Annotated in this window: 20 protein-coding genes and 2 pseudogenes; 9 read left to right on the forward strand and 13 right to left on the reverse strand. The window is 38.2% G+C overall.

The window, feature by feature from the left end; genetic code table 11:
- Positions 1 to 483: 483 nt before the first annotated feature.
- Positions 484 to 783, forward strand: coding sequence for a ferredoxin (locus FFR48_RS13825; RefSeq protein WP_137667755.1), 300 nt, complete (start codon positions 484 to 486; stop codon positions 781 to 783).
- Between the two features lie 109 nt (positions 784 to 892).
- Here the strand turns inward: FFR48_RS13825 and FFR48_RS13830 are convergent, their stop codons facing one another.
- Positions 893 to 2,515: a SpoIID/LytB domain-containing protein gene (locus FFR48_RS13830; protein WP_137667756.1), complete on the reverse strand. Its 1,623-nt coding sequence runs from the start codon at positions 2,513 to 2,515 to the stop codon at positions 893 to 895.
- Positions 2,516 to 2,698: 183 nt separating this feature from the next.
- Here FFR48_RS13830 and FFR48_RS13835 point away from each other — a divergent pair, with 183 nt between their 5' ends.
- Positions 2,699 to 2,962, forward strand: coding sequence for a ParB N-terminal domain-containing protein (locus tag FFR48_RS13835; protein ID WP_096569893.1), 264 nt, complete (start codon positions 2,699 to 2,701; stop codon positions 2,960 to 2,962).
- An 85-nt stretch (positions 2,963 to 3,047) separates the two neighbouring features.
- On the opposite strand, the gene FFR48_RS13840 is transcribed toward FFR48_RS13835, so the two are convergent.
- The 3 genes from FFR48_RS13840 to FFR48_RS13850 all read right to left on the reverse strand — a co-directional run bounded on the left by FFR48_RS13840 (position 3,048) and on the right by FFR48_RS13850 (position 5,853).
- Positions 3,048 to 4,241, reverse strand: coding sequence for a HetZ-related protein 2 (locus FFR48_RS13840; RefSeq protein ID WP_096572743.1), 1,194 nt, complete (start codon positions 4,239 to 4,241; stop codon positions 3,048 to 3,050).
- An 890-nt stretch (positions 4,242 to 5,131) separates the two neighbouring features.
- Complete coding sequence (locus tag FFR48_RS13845; protein ID WP_096569894.1) at positions 5,132 to 5,482, reverse strand: carbon dioxide-concentrating mechanism protein CcmK; 351 nt, start codon at positions 5,480 to 5,482, stop codon at positions 5,132 to 5,134.
- Positions 5,483 to 5,541: 59 nt separating this feature from the next.
- On the reverse strand, positions 5,542 to 5,853 hold the full coding sequence (locus tag FFR48_RS13850; RefSeq protein WP_096572744.1) for a carbon dioxide-concentrating mechanism protein CcmK: 312 nt from the start codon (positions 5,851 to 5,853) through the stop codon (positions 5,542 to 5,544).
- A 127-nt stretch (positions 5,854 to 5,980) separates the two neighbouring features.
- On the opposite strand from FFR48_RS13850, the gene FFR48_RS13855 reads away from it, so the two are divergent.
- Complete coding sequence (locus tag FFR48_RS13855) at positions 5,981 to 6,865, forward strand: alpha/beta fold hydrolase (RefSeq protein WP_137667757.1); 885 nt, start codon at positions 5,981 to 5,983, stop codon at positions 6,863 to 6,865.
- Positions 6,866 to 6,977: 112 nt separating this feature from the next.
- Here the strand turns inward: FFR48_RS13855 and FFR48_RS13860 are convergent, their stop codons facing one another.
- From FFR48_RS13860 to FFR48_RS13870, 3 genes are all read right to left on the reverse strand, one after another.
- Positions 6,978 to 7,598, reverse strand: coding sequence for a V-type ATP synthase subunit I domain-containing protein (locus FFR48_RS13860; protein WP_137667758.1), 621 nt, complete (start codon positions 7,596 to 7,598; stop codon positions 6,978 to 6,980).
- A gap of 55 nt (positions 7,599 to 7,653) precedes the next feature.
- Complete coding sequence (gene ccmS, locus FFR48_RS13865; RefSeq protein ID WP_199291181.1) at positions 7,654 to 8,079, reverse strand: beta-carboxysome assembly chaperone CcmS; 426 nt, start codon at positions 8,077 to 8,079, stop codon at positions 7,654 to 7,656.
- Positions 8,080 to 8,218: 139 nt separating this feature from the next.
- Complete coding sequence (locus tag FFR48_RS13870) at positions 8,219 to 10,027, reverse strand: ABC transporter ATP-binding protein (protein WP_137667759.1); 1,809 nt, start codon at positions 10,025 to 10,027, stop codon at positions 8,219 to 8,221.
- Between the two features lie 243 nt (positions 10,028 to 10,270).
- On the opposite strand from FFR48_RS13870, the gene FFR48_RS13875 reads away from it, so the two are divergent.
- From FFR48_RS13875 to FFR48_RS13885, 3 genes are all read left to right on the forward strand, one after another.
- The gene (locus FFR48_RS13875) at positions 10,271 to 11,119 is read left to right on the forward strand and encodes a prohibitin family protein (protein ID WP_190347281.1); all 849 of its coding nucleotides are present in this window, start codon (positions 10,271 to 10,273) and stop codon (positions 11,117 to 11,119) included.
- A 351-nt stretch (positions 11,120 to 11,470) separates the two neighbouring features.
- Entirely contained in the window at positions 11,471 to 11,890 is a 420-nt protein-coding gene (locus FFR48_RS13880; RefSeq protein WP_137667761.1) for a DUF1824 family protein, read from the forward strand.
- 133 nt (positions 11,891 to 12,023) lie between these two features.
- A complete protein-coding gene (locus tag FFR48_RS13885) occupies positions 12,024 to 13,949 on the forward strand; it encodes an ABC-F family ATP-binding cassette domain-containing protein (RefSeq protein ID WP_137667764.1) in 1,926 nt (641 codons plus the stop codon).
- 209 nt (positions 13,950 to 14,158) lie between these two features.
- Here the strand turns inward: FFR48_RS13885 and FFR48_RS13890 are convergent, their stop codons facing one another.
- On the reverse strand, positions 14,159 to 14,533 hold the full coding sequence (locus FFR48_RS13890) for a hypothetical protein (protein ID WP_096569908.1): 375 nt from the start codon (positions 14,531 to 14,533) through the stop codon (positions 14,159 to 14,161).
- A gap of 652 nt (positions 14,534 to 15,185) precedes the next feature.
- Between FFR48_RS13890 and FFR48_RS13895 the strand changes: the two genes are divergently transcribed.
- Complete coding sequence (locus FFR48_RS13895) at positions 15,186 to 15,395, forward strand: TOBE domain-containing protein (RefSeq protein ID WP_137667765.1); 210 nt, start codon at positions 15,186 to 15,188, stop codon at positions 15,393 to 15,395.
- A 330-nt stretch (positions 15,396 to 15,725) separates the two neighbouring features.
- Here FFR48_RS13895 and FFR48_RS13900 read toward each other — a convergent pair whose 3' ends face one another.
- The 3 genes from FFR48_RS13900 to FFR48_RS13910 form a co-directional block, all read right to left on the reverse strand.
- Complete coding sequence (locus tag FFR48_RS13900; protein ID WP_096569910.1) at positions 15,726 to 16,055, reverse strand: ribulose bisphosphate carboxylase small subunit; 330 nt, start codon at positions 16,053 to 16,055, stop codon at positions 15,726 to 15,728.
- Positions 16,056 to 16,114: 59 nt separating this feature from the next.
- A complete protein-coding gene (gene rcbX, locus FFR48_RS13905) occupies positions 16,115 to 16,522 on the reverse strand; it encodes a RuBisCO chaperone RbcX (RefSeq protein ID WP_096569912.1) in 408 nt (135 codons plus the stop codon).
- Between the two features lie 84 nt (positions 16,523 to 16,606).
- Positions 16,607 to 18,037, reverse strand: coding sequence for a form I ribulose bisphosphate carboxylase large subunit (locus FFR48_RS13910; protein WP_096569915.1), 1,431 nt, complete (start codon positions 18,035 to 18,037; stop codon positions 16,607 to 16,609).
- Positions 18,038 to 18,830: 793 nt separating this feature from the next.
- On the opposite strand from FFR48_RS13910, the pseudogene FFR48_RS13915 reads away from it, so the two are divergent.
- A pseudogene (locus FFR48_RS13915) lies at positions 18,831 to 18,989 on the forward strand (IS4 family transposase); the annotation flags it as partial.
- Between the two features lie 10 nt (positions 18,990 to 18,999).
- On the opposite strand, the gene FFR48_RS13920 reads toward FFR48_RS13915, so the two are convergent.
- Together FFR48_RS13920 and FFR48_RS30570 are read right to left on the reverse strand one after the other, a co-directional pair.
- Positions 19,000 to 19,194, reverse strand: a complete 195-nt coding sequence (locus tag FFR48_RS13920; protein ID WP_137667762.1) for a hypothetical protein — start codon at positions 19,192 to 19,194, stop codon at positions 19,000 to 19,002.
- Between the two features lie 54 nt (positions 19,195 to 19,248).
- The gene (locus FFR48_RS30570; RefSeq protein WP_137667766.1) at positions 19,249 to 19,515 is read right to left on the reverse strand and encodes a DUF4011 domain-containing protein; all 267 of its coding nucleotides are present in this window, start codon (positions 19,513 to 19,515) and stop codon (positions 19,249 to 19,251) included.
- Between the two features lie 121 nt (positions 19,516 to 19,636).
- On the opposite strand from FFR48_RS30570, the pseudogene FFR48_RS13930 reads away from it, so the two are divergent.
- Positions 19,637 to 19,780: pseudogene (locus tag FFR48_RS13930) on the forward strand (transcriptional regulator); the annotation flags it as partial.
- Positions 19,781 to 20,142 lie beyond the last annotated feature (362 nt).

Genomic DNA, 20,142 nt, shown 5'->3' on the forward strand with positions numbered 1-20,142 from the left:
AACGCAAACATAAGTCAGAGTCACCGTTGACGTCACCTTACAGAGTCTGTGGTACATCGGAGCTATCACTATAAGACACATCCTAGACCGCACACTGCACACAACCGCCCTCCCTCTCCCTACCCGCCTCAGCTATCCACCAGCCCCCCACCCCCACTCCCCCGCCCCCCGTTCCCATCCACCAATCCCCCACCCCCAGTCCCCAGTCCCCAGTCCCCAGTCACCAGTGCAACCACAAAAATCATACCCTCAAAGATGTCGTCGCCATCTGTCGCAATGATGATTTTACATAACTAAAACTTATTGGTAATAAGTAACTAAATTTCATTACTAATCGTGGTCAAATTTCCGTTACAAGGTTGAGATTTTCCCGTAGTATCAGAATTGAAGCAAATAAAAATCAACGGTTCATCCTTTCAGGTCAGCCGCCGATTTTGCTGAAATATAGCTTATACTGCCGTTGTTACAAGAGAGGAATACTAAATGGCTACTTACAAAGTCACTTTAATCAACGAAGCTGAAGGTACAACTAACGAAATTAACGTTAAAGACGACGAATATATTCTAGACGCTGCTGAAGAAGCAGGTCTTGATCTTCCCTACTCCTGCCGCGCTGGTGCTTGCTCTACCTGTGCAGGTAAAATCGTTTCTGGTTCAATTGATCAGTCTGATCAATCTTTCTTAGATGATGATCAAATCGAAGCTGGATATGTTTTGACTTGTGTTGCATACCCAACTTCTGACTGTACAATCCAAACACACAAAGAAGAAGAACTTTACTAAAAGTCGAACTTTACTTTTTTGAGAACTTACCACCGCCTTACTGTTACAGCAGTACAGCGGTGGATGTTTTGTATCAATTTCTTCTCTTGTTATTTCTAGCTTACCGCAATTATCTACCTGTTTTGCTATCTGAAGATGTTAAGAAAGGTTGAATTTCGTTACCAAGTATTTTAAGTTCTGTACCCGGATAATAAAACTGAAGAATTTTAGCACTTGGCCAGCCGAGTTTGGCTAAATTTTGAGCGCCTGTTTGACTTAACCCTACTCCATGGCCTAAACCTCCACCAATAAAAGCGTATCCCCAGATCCCTGGTGTACCTTTGTTGAGAGGTTGTAAATAAAATAGTGTACTGCGGGGAGCCGCAAAGGCGCTGCGAACTTCATCTTTATGTAAGGTGAAAACGCCAATATCGGTTTTTACAGCTAGTTCTAAAATTCTACCGCTGTTGCTGCGCTTGGTAACAGCCATAGCTTCAATGGTTTTGAATTTGCTATATGGACTCTTTTTTGCCCGCAAAAATTTTTGTAAGTCTTTGGTAATATCTTCTAAGCTAGTTTGTTTGCTCCAGCGGAATACATCCCATTTACTTTCATTAAATCCTTGTTTCAGGTTAATAAACTGCCGTAAATTATTTTCATCTGCTAAATTATTTTTTGATATGTCCCAAATATTTGTAGCTGCATCCACTACTGGACGCAAATAAGGACGATCTTCTCCATTCCACACATCGCTAAAGTAAGCTGTAACTCCACCTGTGGTTGAAGAATAGAGGGCATCGACTAATTCGTTATTATGGGTTAATACCATGCCCCTGGTGGCAGCGATCGCTTGATCTGTGGTTTTTGCCACGCCATTTAGTCCATCATAAACCTGGCAGTGTGTATCCGCACATAATTGATAGTTATCAACTTCAAATCTGCGTACATTCCGCAGGGCATAGGTGCGGGCAATTATAGCCTGAGCTTCTAGGGACGCTTGGGGCGCTCTTGTGCCAATTTCATAAGGTAAAACTCCACGTAAGTATGTTTCTAAAGCTACTTGATTTACTAGGGAGTAGCTACCATAAGCATTGGGCTGTAAGTTCAACCGCCCTGGATAAAGACGCGCATTCTCTGGTTTTTCGCTGTTATTGACGCGAATTAGGTTTTTATTACTGGTTATCTCTAGATAATTATTGCTGTATCGCTTACCGTTAATTTCCCAACTGACTTGCGGTACTTGTTGGAGAATTTGTGTATCTAAATATGGCAGCTTTTGTCCTGATTTTTGTATGTTTTGTAACAACAATCTCCTGAGTAAAGGACTGCTGTAAACATCTCGTTTTGCCCATACTTGCCAGCGTTCAGGTTGAGCTATTTCCACCTCTATTCCCTGAGAACGCCAATTTCTGGCGCTGTCTTCTGCTGTTTCAAAGGTGCGATAGTTGCCTAAAACTACTACCTCCTGCACTTTTGCTTGAGGCAAAGTCTCCATGACGGTTTCCAGTTGGATGGGGTTGGCAGTAACTAGGGTTTGCTGTTGATGACCTTGTTGCCATTTTAGCTTTAGGCGATCGCCTTTGGTCGGTGTCAATTTTAATTTAGCAGTAGGTGTAGATCCAAATCGCTGGACAATACCAATTTTCAGTTCCACATCTGGGTTATTGTTGACAGGAGTTGATGCAGCAGTCAGTCCCAGTAAACAGAATGTGGTGAGTATTTTGTAGGAAGAACGCCAGAAAAAGATTTTCATGAAAACCTGATTTTGCTACCACAGTGAGGCTTGAAGGCAACTTTTAAGGAATTTTGTAGCGATTTTGCTTTGTTGTTGATGCCATTCAATCATATCATTACCTTTTTTTTCTCAAATAGTTGCAAATCGAAGTCATAATGATTATGATTTAGCTGGGATAGAAAACTCATCAGCAAAACTTCTATGGTAAAAATTCAAGAAATTCCTTTAAATCAAATTCAACGCCCATTACCGCGTCAGAACGATCCAGCGAAAGTTAAGCAACTAATGGAATCAATAGCAGAAATTGGGCAACAAGAACCGATAGACGTTCTAGAAGTAGATGGAAGCTATTATGGCTTTTCTGGTTGCCATCGTTATGAAGCTTGTCAGCGTCTAGGCAAAGAAACGATTTTAGCTAGAGTCAGAAAAGCTACTCCGAGTGTGCTAAAGATGCACCTAGCTTGACACTCTCCGGGCTAAAGCCACGGAGATTCTACATTCTACGTCAGAATTGGCTCTCTTCAGTTTTCACCAACTAGAGTTGCGAAATTTAAAGAGAATCTTTTGTTCTTAAAGTTTGAGCGGCCAGATAGACTTTAGTCCATTCACCCATAACCTGATGGGTTTTGAGTTGTAAATTTTGGGCTATTGCTTCTATAGAGTGACCGGCTCTGCGTAACTGGAGAATCTGTCTGCCCAGATTAGTGACTTTTTCTTCCAACTGCTGCCATTGGTTTGGTGTTAAACCGAAATTGTGTTCTTGTAAGGAAATTGAGAGCCAGCTTTCTACCAGTTCTGATTGACCTTTGATGGCAAAAACGCGGACAGCATGGTAGCTAATTTTTTCACGCAGTCGGTATACTTCCTTAATTGGCTTATTGAGTTTTTTGGCAATCTCTTCTTGAGTTTTGCCTTGTAGGTATAATTGCAGCCAATCTACTGCGGTTTGTCCCAGATTTTCCAGTAAGTATTGGGCAAATTCTTGATATACAGCTTGACGTAGTGATTGTTGCTCTTCTAATTTTTGTGCTTCTTGATATTGGGCGATCGCCTGATTATCTACCAAGTTCAGGGGGTTATCTGTATCTTCTGTCAGCACTTCATCAGAAACCAATCGAATCAAGTCGTTAGCTGGAACTTGGGTTAGCCCACCACGCTGAACCCGTCGCAAGTAGTTAACAAAACGATAAGCCAAGAGGGGTTGATTACGTACTGGACGCAAACAATATTCTTCGATGCTGGCAAATAGTAAGGTATCCTGTAATCTTCTATCTGTGGTGACATCGGCAATGGCAGACATTTGTTGCTGCATATATGAATCACTTTGCAGCAGTTCTTGGAGAACTTCTTGTAATACATCGACCACACTGCGCTGGCGATCGCGACTTAAAGACACCCAAGTTTGAATTTTATTTCTCAGTGTCATCACGCTTCCCAAGCGATTAATCAGGTTACGATAAGCACGTTCTCGCCCCATTCCTAAGTATCGCTGCTGTAAAATCCGACAGCGATATTCCATTGCTTGTTTAGCTATTTCCAGTTCTTTTGGGGTGAGTAAATCAAATCTTTTGACATCTGATCCCAAAAGCCAAAGCAAAATACTATGTCTAGCGCCCTCACTTTGTTCTGGACATTCAGCAGCGAGTCGCTTTTGCCAATATTGCGCTAAGTGTGCCGCATCCGTTTCCATAGTGAGATTGCGCTCCTCGAAACTCGGCTTTAAAGTTTGCATCACAACCCCTATACCCACTTAAATTACTAACCAATAGCTGCCCTTGTTCTCAAAATACGCAAACTACTTCTCAAAAAATCTTGCTCATTGATTTTTGATCCAAATGCTGAATTTTTAGTTTAGGTATTTCACTTTGTTAGTCCAAAGGTAAGTATTCAGCTATCAGTAATCAGTAATCAGCTTTCAGATGTAAATAGACTGGTTGTTAATAAAATCATAATTTTACTAGATTACCAGGCTTTGAGCAGAGAAATTCACAGGCTGATATTTGTGTTCTTTGTGACTTTTGCTGACGGCTGACGGCTAACGGCTGAATGCTTACTTCCAAAGGTAAAAAAGATTAATTATGAGTCTCTGACGAAAATTAACCTGTCTAGGTTTCAGCTTTCTCTCGTTATTTTTGCGTTCACTTCTTTACCAGTCTTGATATTTATTAGACAATAAGAAAAGTCAAGTCAGAAAAGTCAAGTAGTTTTGCTGTTTACACATCTTTCATAAAAACAAAGATTATTTGGATATGCTCACAATTACAATTATTTCTCCCCGGGGAAACTATTGAGTAAAATTAATCAAAGCTTTAGATTTTTGTATCCAAATATCATTTCTTTACAAAAGTCAGGAGCTATTTTGGTAAAAGGGCAGAACAGGGCAGAACTCTTACTCAATCTCAGTATTCAGAATATTACTATAAATAGTTTATAGGTTTACTGTGACTGAGATTACTGAGTTTAAGTAATTATTTCTGGATATGGCAGTAAGAGAACTAAAAATTTATTGCTTTTGAATACATAGCTATTAGTCCGTAGTCAATTATCGGGTGTGTGGTGTAGGGTGTAGGATTGGGGGAGAATCTTTTTCTTCCTGTCACCTGTCACCTGTCACCTGTCACCTGTTCCCTGTATTTATCTACCGCTAGATGATCTGACGATGGGATTTTCTACAGAGTCTCGATATTGCTGAACTTGGTCTGTATAAGCAATGGGTAAAACAGCTTCGACGTTTTCATGGGGACGGGGGATGATTACCCAAGATTCTAAAGTACCACCATAGACGTTTTCTGCTGCTTCCACACCAGCGGCCATAGCGGTTTTAACTTCAGAAACATCACCACGAATATTCACTGTAAACCGGGCGCTACCTACTCGGATATAACCAACTAAGGTAACTCGTCCAGCTTTTACCATCGCGTCTGCTGCTGCTAGGACTGCGGGAAAACCCTTTGTTTCTAAAGATCCAACGGCCTGTAGTGACATTATTAATCTCCTTTATGAATAAAATTATCTGCTACAAGTTATTTTGATAGCAAATTTGCTTAAAAAATCCGAAAAGGTTCAGATTTGGAAGTGAAGTGGATGGGTAAAATCGTTTCCACATTTTCCGGGGGATTGGGAACTATATAATGTGTGATCACTTGTCCACCATAAACTTCTTCTCCAGAAGCTATTCCCGCAGCAACTGCTGTTTTAACTTCCGCCACCTGTCCCCTGACGGCGACTAACAAGCGTCCGCTTTCTGCGATGCCATAATATACGATTGTGACAGCGGCAGATTTAACCATCGCGTCTGCTGCTGCGAGTACACAGGGAAAACCTAAAGTTTCGATTACGCCAACTGCCATTGGCATGGCTTGACTCTCCAGAAATCCAGAATAAGTGATATTTATTGTACGAGGCTTTGGTCCCCATTTTTTCATTTGGGGAAATTTTCTTTTTGTCAGTAGTCGGTGGTCAAGATGATGTAAACTGATGTTTATGTTTCCAAGTTTTTTACCTGCTGCTGTTGACAAGCTGACAGAACCAGCTTCTATTGCCTTGGCTCAAAGTATCCAAAGTCAAGACATTGCTACTCCTTTAAGTCCTGAAGCTATTACCACTACTTACGTACATCAAGGTAGTGGCGATACTCCAATTTTATTGGTTCATGGTTTTGATAGTTCGATTTTAGAGTATCGCCGACTTTTACCCCTGCTGGCTGACAAAAATGAAACTTGGGCAGTAGATTTATTGGGTTTTGGTTTTACAGATAGACAACCGGATATTGCTTATAGTCCCTTAGCTATTAAAACTCATCTCTATTATTTCTGGAAAACCCTGATTAACCAACCTGTGATTTTGGTTGGTGCTTCTATGGGTGGTGCTGCGGCGATAGATTTTACCCTCACTTACCCGGAAGTGGTGCAAAAATTGATATTAATTGATAGTGCTGGGTTGAAAGGTGGTTCAGCATTAAGTAAATTAATGATTCCCCAGTTATATAATTTAGCAGCGGAGTTTTTACGTAATCCCAAAGTGCGCGATCGCATTTGTCGCAGTGCTTATAAAAACCCAGATTTAATAAATGCGGATGCTTTATGTTGTGGGGATTTACACTTAAAAATGCCTAATTGGAGTCAAGCTTTAATTGCTTTTACTAAAAGCGGTGGTTACAGTGCTTTTAAATTTCCGCAATTGGCAACAATTCAACAGTCAACTCTGATTTTATGGGGTGATAATGATAAAATTTTAGGAACTAAGGATGCTCCCAAATTTAAAAAAGCTATTCCCCAAAGTCAGCTAATTTGGATTAAAGATTGTGGTCATATTCCCCACTTGGAAAAAGCAGAAATTACAGCACAACATATTTTAGAATTTAGGTAAGGAGTTAGGAGTCAGGAGTCGGGAGAAAGAATTAGAAGCAGCTAAAAATATTTTCTTTGGGGTAAAGTATTCTGAATCCTTACTAACTGCGGTATGATGTGGAGCTTAAATTCTAATCATACAACCAAGTATTATTAGAGAAATCATCTTTTTTTGTATCTGGTTTAGATTTTTCTACAATTATTTCTGGTGGTTTGTAGGATTTTCTGGGATTAACTGCTAAAGATTTAGTAATTTCTTTTGCAGGTTGTTTTACGGTTTCTTTAACAGGTTCTTTCACTGTTTCTTTCACTGTTTGCTTTTTAAGTTCATTATTTTCTTCTATAAGTTGAGAATTAGATTCAGCTAATTTTAATGCTGTTTTTTTAGTTTCATAAAGTTCTTTACCTAATTTTTCTGATAAAGATTTATGTTCAGATAATGCGGTTTTTAATTCAGTGATTTCTTGTTGCAGCGTAGTTTCTTGATTTTGGTATTTTTCCAAAGATTCCTGTAAGTTCTTGATGGTAATTTCTAATTCTGCTTTAGTAGGATTTGCGCGTTTAGCGGTGGTTTCCAAGGGTGTTTTAACTGTGGTTTCCTCAAATGTAGAAATTTCTGTTTCTGCTGTTTCTGCTGTTTCTTCTGTATCTAAGACTTTTTCTGCTGTAACTTCAATCGCAGTTTCATCGGGAGATGGGGTAAATTTTTGAGCTTCTTCTTGTAATAATTCAGTCAGACGTTTTCTAGGCATTATTTTCTCCTATTTAATTATTTTCTTATTTCTAAAGTTGCGATTTTTTGCTTTCTTAAATTACTAACTGTTCACTCATCTTTTGTTCCAAAGAATCCAACAAAGTATCCACATCTTTACCAACTTGTTCAAAACACTTTTGCGGTGCTGGTTCAGGTGCAAATTGAATTAATTTAATTTCTCCTTTACCAATACCAATCATTAAAACTTCTATTTCTGGTTTATTATTATCAATAATTCCTAGAAGTTCTTGTAGTCGGTTTTCCACTCGCTCATTTAATTTTTCTACCGCTTCTTGAGGACAATAAACAAAATGCGGCTGAGGTTGTAAATCAATACCAATAGTTCCCTGACTATCGCCATTTTCTAACCACAATCCCCAAAATAAAGCAGCTAATTCTTGCTGATTTTCTTTGACAAATTTATCTAATTGTTTCCGCCACTTGGTATCCCCGGTTTCTGGTTTTGCACTGCTAAACATAATTGGTGATTGGTAATGGGTAATTGGTAATTGGTAATTCATAATTCATAATGGGTAATTGGTAAATTAACCTCCCCCTGCTCCCTGCTAGAAAGCTCCCATGCTTATTCACTGTCACCTGTCACCTGTAAACTGTCACCTATCTTAACCCCGATTGTACACGCCAGAGATTGGTGTAAACGCCATCTTTCTCTAGCAGTTGTTCATGAGTTCCTGATTCTACTAATTGTCCATGTTCCATGACATAAATGCAATCAGCATTGCGGATGGTAGAGAGACGGTGAGCGATTGCAATTGTTGTCCTGTTAACTGTTATCCTTTCTAAAGAACGCTGAATAGCAGCTTCTGTTTCATTATCCACTGCCGATGTCGCTTCATCCAAGATTAAAATGGGCGGATTTTTCAAAACTGCACGAGCTATAGCTATTCGTTGTTTCTGTCCACCAGATAACTTTTGTCCCCGCTCTCCCACAATTGTCTCATAACCTTGGGGCAATCGCATAATAAAATCATCGGCTTCTGCGACTTTCGCGGCCATGATAATATCTTCCTGGGAAGCGTCAAATGTACCATAGGCAATATTTTCCGCTACAGTACCATGAAACAGAAACACATCCTGACTAACCAAACCAATACAACGGCGTAAATCTCGTAAATTTAAACTTTGTAAATTCACACCATCAAGAGTAATTTTACCATATTGGGCTTCATAAAATCTCAGCAAAAGTTTAACTAAGGTGCTTTTTCCTGACCCTGTTGAACCCACAATAGCAATGGTATTTCCGGCAGGAATTTCTAGAGATAAATGTTTAATTACTGGTAGTCTATCTTTATAAGCAAAAGTCACATTTTGAAACTCTACCGCACCCCGCACCAATTCCACCGGTAAATTAATATTTCCTGTATGAATCTCAATCGGAGTATCTAACAAATCCATAACTCGATTAGTAGAAGCCATTGCCCTTTGATATAAATCAAAAGTATCTCCTAATCTGGTTAAAGGCCACAATAATAATTGCACTAAAAACACTAAAGAACTATAAGCACCAACTGCTAGATTACCTGCTATGACTTGCATTCCCCCAAAAATCAATAATATTGTGAATGCTGCTAAAATAAACATTCTAATAATGGGAATATAAGCCGCAGAAAAAGCAATTGCTTTGGCATTACTAACCCGATAAGCATTACTTTCTGATTCTATCCGCGCTGCTTCATAATCTTCAGATGTAAAACTTTTAATAGTAGTAATCCCACTCAGATTATTAGATAATCTGCCATTAAGTAAACCCACCTTTTCCCGTACATTAGCATAGCGGGGAGCAAGTAATTTCTGAAAAGCTACCGAACCCCCTAGAATAAAGGGCATAGGTAACATAGCCATCCATGCTACACTAGGAGCTAAAATAAAAAAGGCGCTGCCAATAATTACAATAGTTGTAATCACTTGGATAATATCATTTGCACCCACATCTAAAAAACGCTCTAGTTGGTTAACATCATCATTGAGGATAGACATTAAACCACCCGTACTGCGTTCTTCAAAATAAGCTAATTCTAAGTCTTGTAGGTGTTTATAAGCATCCAGACGTAAATTATGCTGAATATTCTGCCCCAAATTCCGCCAAAGTAACTTATAGCGATACTCAAAAAATGATTCTAAGATCCAAGTAACGACCGTGAGAAATGATAAAATAGCGAACTGCCCAGAAATATTTTTAATACCTAACTGAGCAATGATAGAATCTTGTTGTTTGACAACCACATCCACCGCAATACCAATTAAAGCCGGTGGTGCTAAGTCAAAAACTTTATTGAGGATAGAAGCACCAGTAGCTAACCAAATTTGTCGTTGATATTCATGTCCATATTCCAGTAGACGTTGCAGAGGATGTACAAAATGCCTACGCTTTCTTGATGCTTTGTGAGATTTGATTTCTGTAGCCACAGCCCTTTAAAGTCGCGTGCATCCAATATTACCATAAATCAGGTAATAAATCCGGCTTCCTGAGCAAGAGAAGAATTATATTACTAGCAGTGTATTTTCAGAAACCTAATTAAAAATAGTTATGGGTGGGTTATTTTCAGCCAAATTAACATTAAAAATCTAAATCTTGGGCAAATATTAGTTTTAATTAACTGAATTTGTGTTATTTTACTCAAAAACCAGTATATAAAAGGAGATATAACCTTGAAAAATCAACAACTTGGAAATTTACAGACTTCAATTATAGGAATAATAGCGGCAATAATAGTGATTTTGGGGTTAAATTCCTTTGTCATTATCAATCCTGGACAAGCGGGAGTGATTAGCATCTTGGGTAAAGCTAGAGACGGTGCGTTAACAGAAGGTATCCACATTAAACCGCCATTTATCTCAGTGATAGATGTGTATGATTTAACGGTGCAGAAATTTGAAGTTCCCGCAGAAAGTTCTACCAAAGATTTGCAAAATTTAACTGCGAGATTTGCCATTAATTTTCGTCTTGATCCGATGCAAGTAGTGGAAGTAAGAAGAAAACAAGGTACACTAGAAAATATAGTTTCTAAAATTATTGCGCCCCAAACCCAGGAAGCATTTAAAATAGCAGCAGCAAAACGTACAGTAGAAGAAGCAATTACCAAAAGAAGTGAATTAAAAGAAGATTTTGATACAGCATTAGGCGATCGCTTAGATAAATATGGGATAATCGTATTAGATACGAGCGTAGTTGACTTAACCTTTTCTCCAGAATTTGCGCGAGCAGTTGAAGAAAAACAAATTGCGGAACAGAGAGCGCAAAGAGCCGTCTACATAGCAAGAGAAGCCGAACAAGAAGCCCAAGCCGAAATTAACCGCGCTAAAGGTAAAGCCGAAGCTCAAAGACTGTTAGCAGAAACTCTCAAAGCTCAAGGAGGACAATTAGTTTTACAAAAAGAAGCAATTGAAGCTTGGAAAACAGGGGGCGCACAAATGCCAAATGTGCTTGTTATGGGTGAAAATTCCCAAGGTAGTATTCCCTTTATTTTTAACTTGGGCAAAATCTCAAATCAATCTTGATTTGTATCAAAAATAAAAGGAGTCAGTCGTAGGGGCAACCCCCTGTGGTTGCCCTCTTGAGTCAGGAGTGAGCAAAAAAGAAGAAAACCATAATAGGCTGTAAATTGATATCATTAACACTGGTGGAATTTGACAAAACTGGAGCATCCTTTTTATTAACTCAGTTTCACTAGAAACAAAAGCTGATTACTGACTGCTGAATGCTTACTTACTTACTTACTTACATATATAAAATATAGAGCATGAAGATTTGATTTTTCAATTCACGAAATATACCTTAATCTTCTATAATTCTATTAACTTTTACCTTTTTCCTGTCTAACCAAGTAAATTCACACATCCAATTGCTATATGTCAACTTCTAACCGCACCAACCTCACCATTTCCGAAGCCAAAAAAATCCTCAACAAATTTAACTGCTTAGATATAGCACCTGTCCTCAAACCATTAGAAAAAGCCTTAACCCGTGAGGCAATAATTTTGCTTATTAAGCAGTCTGATTACCAAATTTTAGGGATTTGTGCTGATACAGCTGAAGAAGGAATTTTGGCAATGAAAACCTATTCTCACGCTTTCGGTTATCAAGCACCAGATAATTTACCTCACCCAGAAGGTCCAGTTTATATCAAATTAAACGGTAAAAATGGACTGTGTTATTTAGATTCCTACGCCGGACATCATCGCGGTGTATTAGTTTCTTGTCAATCCTATTATGAAGGTGGAGTAAATGAAATGTATGGACATTTACCCCTGGATTTATTTGTTGGATAGGTGACAGGTGACAGGTGACAGGTGACAGGTGACAGGAAAGAGGGGTAATAGTAATCAATTACCCATTACCAATTATCAATTACCAATCACCAATTACCCATTACCCATTACCCATTACCCATTACCAAATTTTATGAGTCTTATTACATTACAATCAGTTAAAAAAGATTTTGGGATCAAAGAAATATTAAAAGATGCCACATTTAGCATTGATGCCACTGATAAAGTTGGTTTAATTGGCACTAACGGTTCTGGTAAATCAACTTTATTAAAAATGATAGCTGGGCTAGAATCAATTGATGGCGGACAAATTTTAACCAACTCTGGTGCTAAAATTATTTACTTACCTCAACAACCAGAATTAGATGAAAATCACACAGTTTTAGAACAGATATTTGCTGATAGTGGTGAACATACAAATTTAGTGCGGGAATATGAAGAACTGACGGATAAATTAGCTCATTATCCCGAAGATTCTATATTAATGTCTCGCTTATCTCTTGTCATGCAGCAGATGGATGCTACTGGTGCATGGGAATTAGAAACCAATGCGAAAATTATTCTCACAAAATTAGGAATTGCTGACTTTGATGTGAAAGTTGGCACATTATCAGGAGGTTACAGAAAGCGGATAGCACTAGCAACAGCTTTGTTAGCTGAACCAGATGTATTGTTGATGGATGAACCTACAAACCATCTGGATGCTTTATCTGTGGAATGGTTACAAAGTTATTTAAATCGCTTTCGTGGTGCATTATTTCTCATTACTCACGACCGCTATTTTTTGGATAAAGTTACTAATAGAATTATCGAAATTGATAGAGGTGACATTTATACCTATTCCGGTAATTATTCCTATTATTTAGAAAAGAAAGCTTTAGCAGAAGAATCTGCTGTGAGTAGTCAACGTAAACATCAAGGTGTATTACGTCGAGAATTAGAATGGTTAAAGAGAGGACCAAAAGCCAGAAGCACCAAACAAAAAGCCCGGATTCAACGTATTCAAGCAATGCGCGAAACTGAGTTTAAACAAGCTCAGGGTAAGGTTGATATTTCTACAGTTAGCAGACGTATTGGTAAAAAAGTTATTGAACTCAATAACATTACTAAAGCTTACAATGATAGAACTTTAATTAATGATTTTACCTATGAATTTAGTCCCGAAGATAGAATCGGGATTATTGGTGGAAATGGTTCTGGAAAATCAACTTTAATGAATATTATCACCGGACGCATTCCCCCAGATAGCGGTACTGTAGAAATTGGTAGTACAATACATATTGCTTATTTTGATCAACATTCTGAAGAATTACTATCAGCAGTTAATGAAAATCAGCGCGTAATTGATTACGTTAAGGAAGAAGGGGAATTTATCAAAATTGCTGACGGGACAAAAATTACTGCTTCCCAAATGTTAGAGAGGTTTTTATTTCCTGGAAATCAGCAATATGCGCCCATTTATAAACTTTCTGGGGGAGAGAAACGGCGTTTATTTTTGTTACGCTTGCTGATTAGTACGCCGAATGTTTTGATTTTAGATGAACCGACTAATGATTTGGATGTGCAAACGTTAGCAGTTTTGGAAGAATATTTAGAAGATTTTTCTGGCTGTGTAATTGTAGTTTCCCATGATCGGTATTTTTTAGATCGTACTGTAGATACTATTTTTGCACTAGAAGAAGGTGGGAATTTACGACAGTATCCGGGTAATTATTCAGTTTATTTAGATTACAAAAAAGCTGAAGAAACTGCACAACAGGAAGCAGTTAATAGTAAAGAAAAGGCGAAAAATACCACCGAGGAAAAAACACCAACTCCAGAAACAGAAACTAAAAAACGTCGGCGTTTATCTAACTGGGAAAAACGAGAATTTGAGCAATTAGAAGGTAAAATTGCCCAATTAGAAACAGAAAAAGCAGAAACAGAAAAAGCTTTAGCAAATGTGCCACCGGGAAAATATACCCAAGTGCAAAATTTATATGAACAGGTAGAAGCACTCAAGCAAGCTATAGATGTGGCCACAGAACGCTGGTTAGAATTAGCGGAAATGGATGCGTAGAGAAGGCAGAAGGCAGGAGGCAGAAGGCAGAAGTAAAAATTCTCGTTCCCATACTCTGTATGGGAATGAATTATAGAAGTCTCTGACTTCTATTAAAGCAGAGGCAGAGCCTCTGTTATGTCATTCCTAGCCGGAGACTAGGAACGAGATATTTTCTTCTTACTGTCACCTGTCACCTGTCACCTGTCACCTGTCACCTGTTCCCTGATTTAAGAATTATTTACGTCTTCCCCAGGCCAAGGTTGATCTACACTTATTACCCAAGGGATACCATTATTTACTGGTGAACTAATACTAATTTTGGCTTTATTAGCAAAACGCTTTAACTTATCTGCCAAATAGGGAACATTAATCATGATATTTTGGTAACTTTCGATATCATGACAAACCATCATTAATATTAAAATACCACCATTAACCTTAAAATACCAATGGCAACTGGATAAGACAACGCGCACCGTATTTTCACACGCTAGGAAAAAGCGTTTTTTAGTAACTTCTTCCAGTTGACTCATTAATAATTCGCTGATTTGCGTAGTTTTATAGGTAGGCAAATCATCTGGAGAAAGGTGTGATTTAGTCATATAATGTCGTCCTTTTTGAAAAGAACAAGATACTGACGTAATCTCTATTATTCTTGATAATTAGAATCTTAAATTACGTCAAATTTTGAGATATTCCTATCTGACAACCGTTCACTCCCTTATGAATGTTTATATAGTTGATATTTGCTCTCATCTAATTTTCCACATATTTTCTTTATAAATTGAAATACAAAACTTTATGAAGTTTTGTTAATATTGGCAAATCTAGATGCAGAACAGGTTTGAGAACCCGTTGAGTTTTTAAGTGTTTTCAGAAAATTTACATAAATATATACAAATATACAATCAATCTCTCAACAAAATTGAGGAGAAAAATTTGTACCTAGCCAGCAAATTGGCAAAATGTTGTGATATATTAGCCATCAATTTCAGGACTTACGCAAAATATCTCTCCAACCCTCTTTCCTTCGTGTCCTTCGCTCCTATGCCTTCGGCACGCTTCGCGAACGTGGTTCATTCTTCCGTGACTTATGGGTAAGTCCTAAATTTAATAAGATGAATTCAATAAGACCAAATATTTTTTAATTCATGAAAAAATTAAAAATATATTAAGTATAATTATAATCAAAAATTAAACGAGATAATGATAACTATTGGTTTGATTATAAACAATAATCAGGAAGATAAAAATATGCAAGTTAGCGCCCGTAATGCACTCAAAGGCACTGTCAAAAAAGTTGTACCTGGGTTGGTTAATTCTGAAGTAATAATAGAAATAGCTCCTGGAGTTGAAGTAACTTCAATCATTACTAAAACTTCGGCTGACAACCTAAAAATTCAAGAAGGTAGTCAGGTTTATGCTGTAATTAAAGCCACTGATGTGATCATTGCCACTGACTAAAATAGTAAATTTTTAGTCTTGATTAATTTCTAAAAAATCAATTATTCAAAAATTTTGGGTGGGTACTTTACTTACCCAAAATTAATTTACATTTGTCTGAATTTTATGTATTTAAATAAGTTTTATAGGTAGATTTGACTACAATTAAAACATAAATTGTTTTGCTTAATTTACCATTAAAGTTGGTAAAAGTCAACATGAACTTTCAATACAACTCATCATTGCATCTGTGTTCACAACCGTGTGAGCGATACAAAAAAAGAGAGATAGAAAACTCTACCTCTCACCAGGGTATGTATAAATTATTGAAACATTAAACCGAATCAGATTTTAGTATCTGCTGGGTTTGTGAACGATGAAGCTTAAAACTTGGCACTGTTTGATGTTGTCAAAACCAACAACACGAATATAGCAGTTACCATACAGAGAACGACAAGCTTGAACTTCGCTCAATACTTCACGGGTGGTTTTAGCACCAAACAAAGGTAACTTCCACATTGTCCAGAAAAGTTCGGTAGGTTCAGAAGTTTCGTTAAACTCAACTGCTGGGATATAACCTTGACTTAAAATGTACTGAACTTGCTTTTCAATTTGCGCGTCAGACAGAGGAGGAAGATAGGAAAGGGTTTCGTAACGACGCTCTTTTGGTAAAGTTTGCATAGCTGTTGTTAGTTAAGTGGCTATTTTTTACTATTTGGTTTTTGGCACTTAAGCCTATCCTAATCAGATAAATTATCTAAATCAGGATCTGAGATTTTCTGCTGTTCTGTTTTTGGGCTGGGACTTGATAAATCTAGTTGCGTGATGCGTTCGAGATGCTGGCGACGCTGTTTCATATTGGCTTCCTGAATGCCAGTACGCACCATTTCCGGTAAGAAATCGGTTACTTCCTCTGCTATGTGTTCCCGGACAGTCATTATCCGCAAAGCCAAATCTGACTTTACTAGAAACAGTTCCTCTATGTACGCTTCTCCGTCTTGAATTTTCCCGGCAGAAAAGTTTTGCAACCAATGTGCTAGAGGAGGATTAGTTTCGCCTAGCTGCGCCAAAACAGTCATAAGTGCCTGATAAGTCAGATAACTTTGGAGAGTTTTGGCTGTGTCTTTTGCAATTTGCTTGAGATTCATGCTTGACCCAGCCCCATAGATTTTAGATTTTGGATTTTGGATTTTAAATTGCTCTAATAGTCCAAAATCGCAAATCCTAAATCATCAGACGGTATCCATTGCTTCAAACTCGAACTTGATTTCTTTCCACAGTTCGCAAGCAACGGCCAACTCAGGAGACCACTTAGCAGCTTCGCGGATAATGTCGTTACCTTCACGAGCCAAGTTGCGTCCTTCGTTACGAGCTTGGATACAAGCTTCTAGTGCTACGCGGTTAGCGGTTGCACCAGGAGCGTTACCCCAGGGGTGTCCTAATGTACCACCACCAAATTGTAGTACGGAGTCATCACCAAAGATTTCTACCAATGCGGGCATATGCCATACGTGGATACCACCGGAAGCAACTGCCATTACACCAGGCATAGAAGCCCAATCTTGGGTAAAGTAGATACCGCGAGACTTGTCTTGCTCAACATAGTTTTCACGTAGCAAGTCAACGAAGCCCATTGTGATGCCGCGTTCACCTTCCAATTTACCCACAACAGTACCAGTGTGGATGTGGTCACCACCGGACATCCGCAGGGTTTTAGCTAATACACGGAAGTGGATACCGTGGTTCTTTTGACGGTCAATTACAGCGTGCATCGCGCGGTGGATGTGCAACAACAGACCGTTATCACGACACCAACGAGCCAAGGTGGTGTTAGCGGTGAAACCTGCGGTCAAGTAGTCGTGCATGATGATGGGCATTTCGAGTTCTTTAGCGAACTCAGCACGCTTGAGCATTTCTTCGCAGGTAGGCGCGGTTACGTTTAAGTAGTGACCTTTGATTTCGCCGGTTTCTGCTTGTGCTTTTTTGATCGCTTCTGCTACAAACAAGAAACGGTCTCTCCAACGTTGGAAAGGAGCGGAGTTGATGTTTTCGTCGTCTTTGGTGAAGTCCAAACCACCACGCAAACATTCGTATACTGCACGTCCGTAGTTCTTAGCAGATAGACCTAATTTGGGCTTAATTGTACAACCCAACAAAGGACGACCATACTTGTTCAATTTGTCGCGCTCAACTTGAATACCGTGTGGAGGTCCTTGGAAGGTTTTCAAGTAAGCTACGGGGATGCGTAAGTCTTCTAAACGCAATGCACGTAAAGCTTTGAAACCAAATACGTTACCTACAATAGAGGTCAACATATTGGTTACAGAACCTTCTTCAAATAAGTCTAAAGGATAAGCTACGTAAGCAATATATTGGTTATCTTCACCAGGAACTGGTTCGATATCATAACAACGACCTTTGTAACGATCTAGGTCGGTTAACAAGTCTGTCCATACTGTTGTCCAAGTACCAGTAGAGGACTCAGCAGCTACAGCCGCACCAGCTTCTTCAGGAGGAACTCCGGGTTGGGGGGTCATCCGAAATGCTGCTAACAGGTCTGTATCTTTAGGTGTGTAATCAGGTGTGTAATAAGTAAGTCTGTAATCTTTTACCCCAGCTTGATACCCAGATTTGCTCTGAGTCGAAGTTTGCGCGTAAGACATATTTTCCTTCCAAGAAGTCACTCTTTATTACTATCAAATCACGTTATGTGCAACTTCTTATCGCCCTTTTTCTTTCTCGTTTTCTCATGATAACTATAAGAAAAACTTATATAGAAAAGACGGAGGTGGGCGGATATAGCGTTATTAGTGCTACAAAAAGCTGGCAGCGGTTGTAGTTTACCGCATATCTTCTTTTATATGTAGGCGTACTGTGACACGCTTTTAATTTTTCTTTACCCGCACACAAAGTGTTTTCTATCTCTTATGCTAACCCTACTAAACCTGATTAGTTTTAGGGAAACTTCGGAACTTTACAGGCATTCTTGGAAGTTATCCCCTCAAAATCGGAATAATTCGGGTTTTTGGGCTATATAGCTTTCATTCCCGTTTTTCCTTTCCTGATATCTTGCCCTGATAGGAGAAAAAGATATGGAGGAAACTTTGTTAACTGTGGTTTAGCTCAAGGGTGGGCGCAGGATAAAAAATTGCACACGACGCAATTTGTAACTTGACTCACAATATATCAAGATTTGGATAAGTTATTCTTTGAAACTTTTTAACTTTTATATTTAAATTTCTTATATAAGAAAAATTTTAACTTTTTGTTAAGATTGCTTTACAACTGTGTACATATCAGTGTATCACAAGTCATCTAAACTGCACTGCTGACAAACAGATACAATGTATTCACGGAGTATAATATTCAAACTTTATACTGAAAGCATTTAACTGTACTCAGTTATTTGATGATCTTGGGGTTCATATTTATGATGTTTGAATAAACAATTAAGCCCAAAATGTTAATGGTATTGGCATACAAATTTATGCCAGTCTCATCGCTTATCTAATTTGACAACTTGTATATGTTCCTAAAGAATGGGGTGAAAAAATGTTAGATAAATTCCGCTATCTTCAAGCTTGTATGTGTTCACAAATCAGTTATGTTCATTAGATGGAAGATATTATGAAATGTTGACATTTTTACCCTTAATAGGACTACCATATCTAAATATGTAAAGTTCTGTAACAGTATTCAACATTTCTGATTTATCAGCAATATTTTGTAAATCTGGTATTTCATTTTCTGGAATATCAGAATCACCATTTACATTTAATAATTGCTCTGAAGTAATTTGATAACCATATTCTTTTTCCAAAAATATAGAGTAAAACAGGGTTAATTTGTGCTTCTCCAGATCGGATTAATTTACTTACCCCTTTGTTTGAATTGATATAGGAATAAGAACTAAAGGTGCTTGAAGATTTCTACCACCATCATTTGCTGTCCAAGTGACCATTCCATAAGCTAAAAATAAAGTTCTTAAACCTCTTTCTTCTAAATTGCTAATGCTGCGTTTATAAATAGTTTGTATTTTCTTGATAACTTCTGTATTTATCTCTTTATTTATTTCAGTATAGTCTTTAGACCTGTCCGAAATATATAACGAAAAAATGGTAGAACGGTAAATGGAAAATATACCGTGGTTCTACCGAAGATGAAAAATATTACCAATTATATACATATGTACCCAAAACGCGCTAGGGGTATACTGGGTCTATTTAGATATCTCCGAAAATGAACTATGCGTAACTTGAAACGGTTTGCCTTCTCGTCAGGTGTTGACTCTTGCCCCTGATGTGGGTAATAAGTTATGGGTGGGAACCAGCGAAGGGTTAGCGTGGTTAATGCCTACAATGGAAAAAGCACGGCCTCATTTTGGTTTTGGGCGGAGTGTGAAGTAAGGACTGGGAACTGGGGACTGGGGAAAAAAATTTTAGATTTTAGATTTTAGATTTTAGATTGGAGTTAACAAAAACAATCCAAAATTCAAAATCCAAAATCCAAAATAAATAACTCCTACCTCCCCTACCTCCTGCCCCCTGCCCTCACAGGGGTAGGTTTTTAATATTATCTGTTGAGGCAGGACCACCGAAGACAAGGAGGTATTGTAGACAAGGAAGATTTTATACAAAAAATGTACTTCGGCTTCGCTCAGTACAAGGTCTGTTTAGCCTGAGGTTTTGTTACCCATTGTACATTTTTGTTACGTATTTCCTTCCTTTTCACCTTTTCTGCTCTGTCCTCCCAGTCTTGCCCTCACTAA

The sequence above is a fragment of the Sphaerospermopsis reniformis genome, from assembly GCF_005402885.1.
Lineage (GTDB): Bacteria > Cyanobacteriota > Cyanobacteriia > Cyanobacteriales > Nostocaceae > Sphaerospermopsis > Sphaerospermopsis kisseleviana.

What these genes read in the sequence shown, in the direction of transcription:
- FFR48_RS13900 (WP_096569910.1), bottom strand. Translation starts at nt 16,055, where the DNA reads ATGCAAACTTTACCAAAAGAGCGTCGTTACGAAACCCTTTCCTATCTT.
- FFR48_RS13845 (WP_096569894.1), bottom strand. Translation starts at nt 5,482, where the DNA reads ATGTCACTACAGGCCGTTGGATCTTTAGAAACAAAGGGTTTTCCCGCA.
- FFR48_RS13850 (WP_096572744.1), bottom strand. Translation starts at nt 5,853, where the DNA reads ATGCCAATGGCAGTTGGCGTAATCGAAACTTTAGGTTTTCCCTGTGTA.
- FFR48_RS13855 (WP_137667757.1), top strand. Translation starts at nt 5,981, where the DNA reads ATGTTTCCAAGTTTTTTACCTGCTGCTGTTGACAAGCTGACAGAACCA.
- FFR48_RS13890 (WP_096569908.1), bottom strand. Translation starts at nt 14,533, where the DNA reads ATGACTAAATCACACCTTTCTCCAGATGATTTGCCTACCTATAAAACT.
- FFR48_RS13835 (WP_096569893.1), top strand. Translation starts at nt 2,699, where the DNA reads ATGGTAAAAATTCAAGAAATTCCTTTAAATCAAATTCAACGCCCATTA.
- FFR48_RS13830 (WP_137667756.1), bottom strand. Translation starts at nt 2,515, where the DNA reads ATGAAAATCTTTTTCTGGCGTTCTTCCTACAAAATACTCACCACATTC.
- FFR48_RS13895 (WP_137667765.1), top strand. Translation starts at nt 15,186, where the DNA reads ATGCAAGTTAGCGCCCGTAATGCACTCAAAGGCACTGTCAAAAAAGTT.
- FFR48_RS13860 (WP_137667758.1), bottom strand. Translation starts at nt 7,598, where the DNA reads ATGCCTAGAAAACGTCTGACTGAATTATTACAAGAAGAAGCTCAAAAA.
- FFR48_RS13910 (WP_096569915.1), bottom strand. Translation starts at nt 18,037, where the DNA reads ATGTCTTACGCGCAAACTTCGACTCAGAGCAAATCTGGGTATCAAGCT.
- FFR48_RS13825 (WP_137667755.1), top strand. Translation starts at nt 484, where the DNA reads ATGGCTACTTACAAAGTCACTTTAATCAACGAAGCTGAAGGTACAACT.
- FFR48_RS13885 (WP_137667764.1), top strand. Translation starts at nt 12,024, where the DNA reads ATGAGTCTTATTACATTACAATCAGTTAAAAAAGATTTTGGGATCAAA.
- rcbX (WP_096569912.1), bottom strand. Translation starts at nt 16,522, where the DNA reads ATGAATCTCAAGCAAATTGCAAAAGACACAGCCAAAACTCTCCAAAGT.
- FFR48_RS13880 (WP_137667761.1), top strand. Translation starts at nt 11,471, where the DNA reads ATGTCAACTTCTAACCGCACCAACCTCACCATTTCCGAAGCCAAAAAA.
- ccmS (WP_199291181.1), bottom strand. Translation starts at nt 8,079, where the DNA reads ATGTTTAGCAGTGCAAAACCAGAAACCGGGGATACCAAGTGGCGGAAA.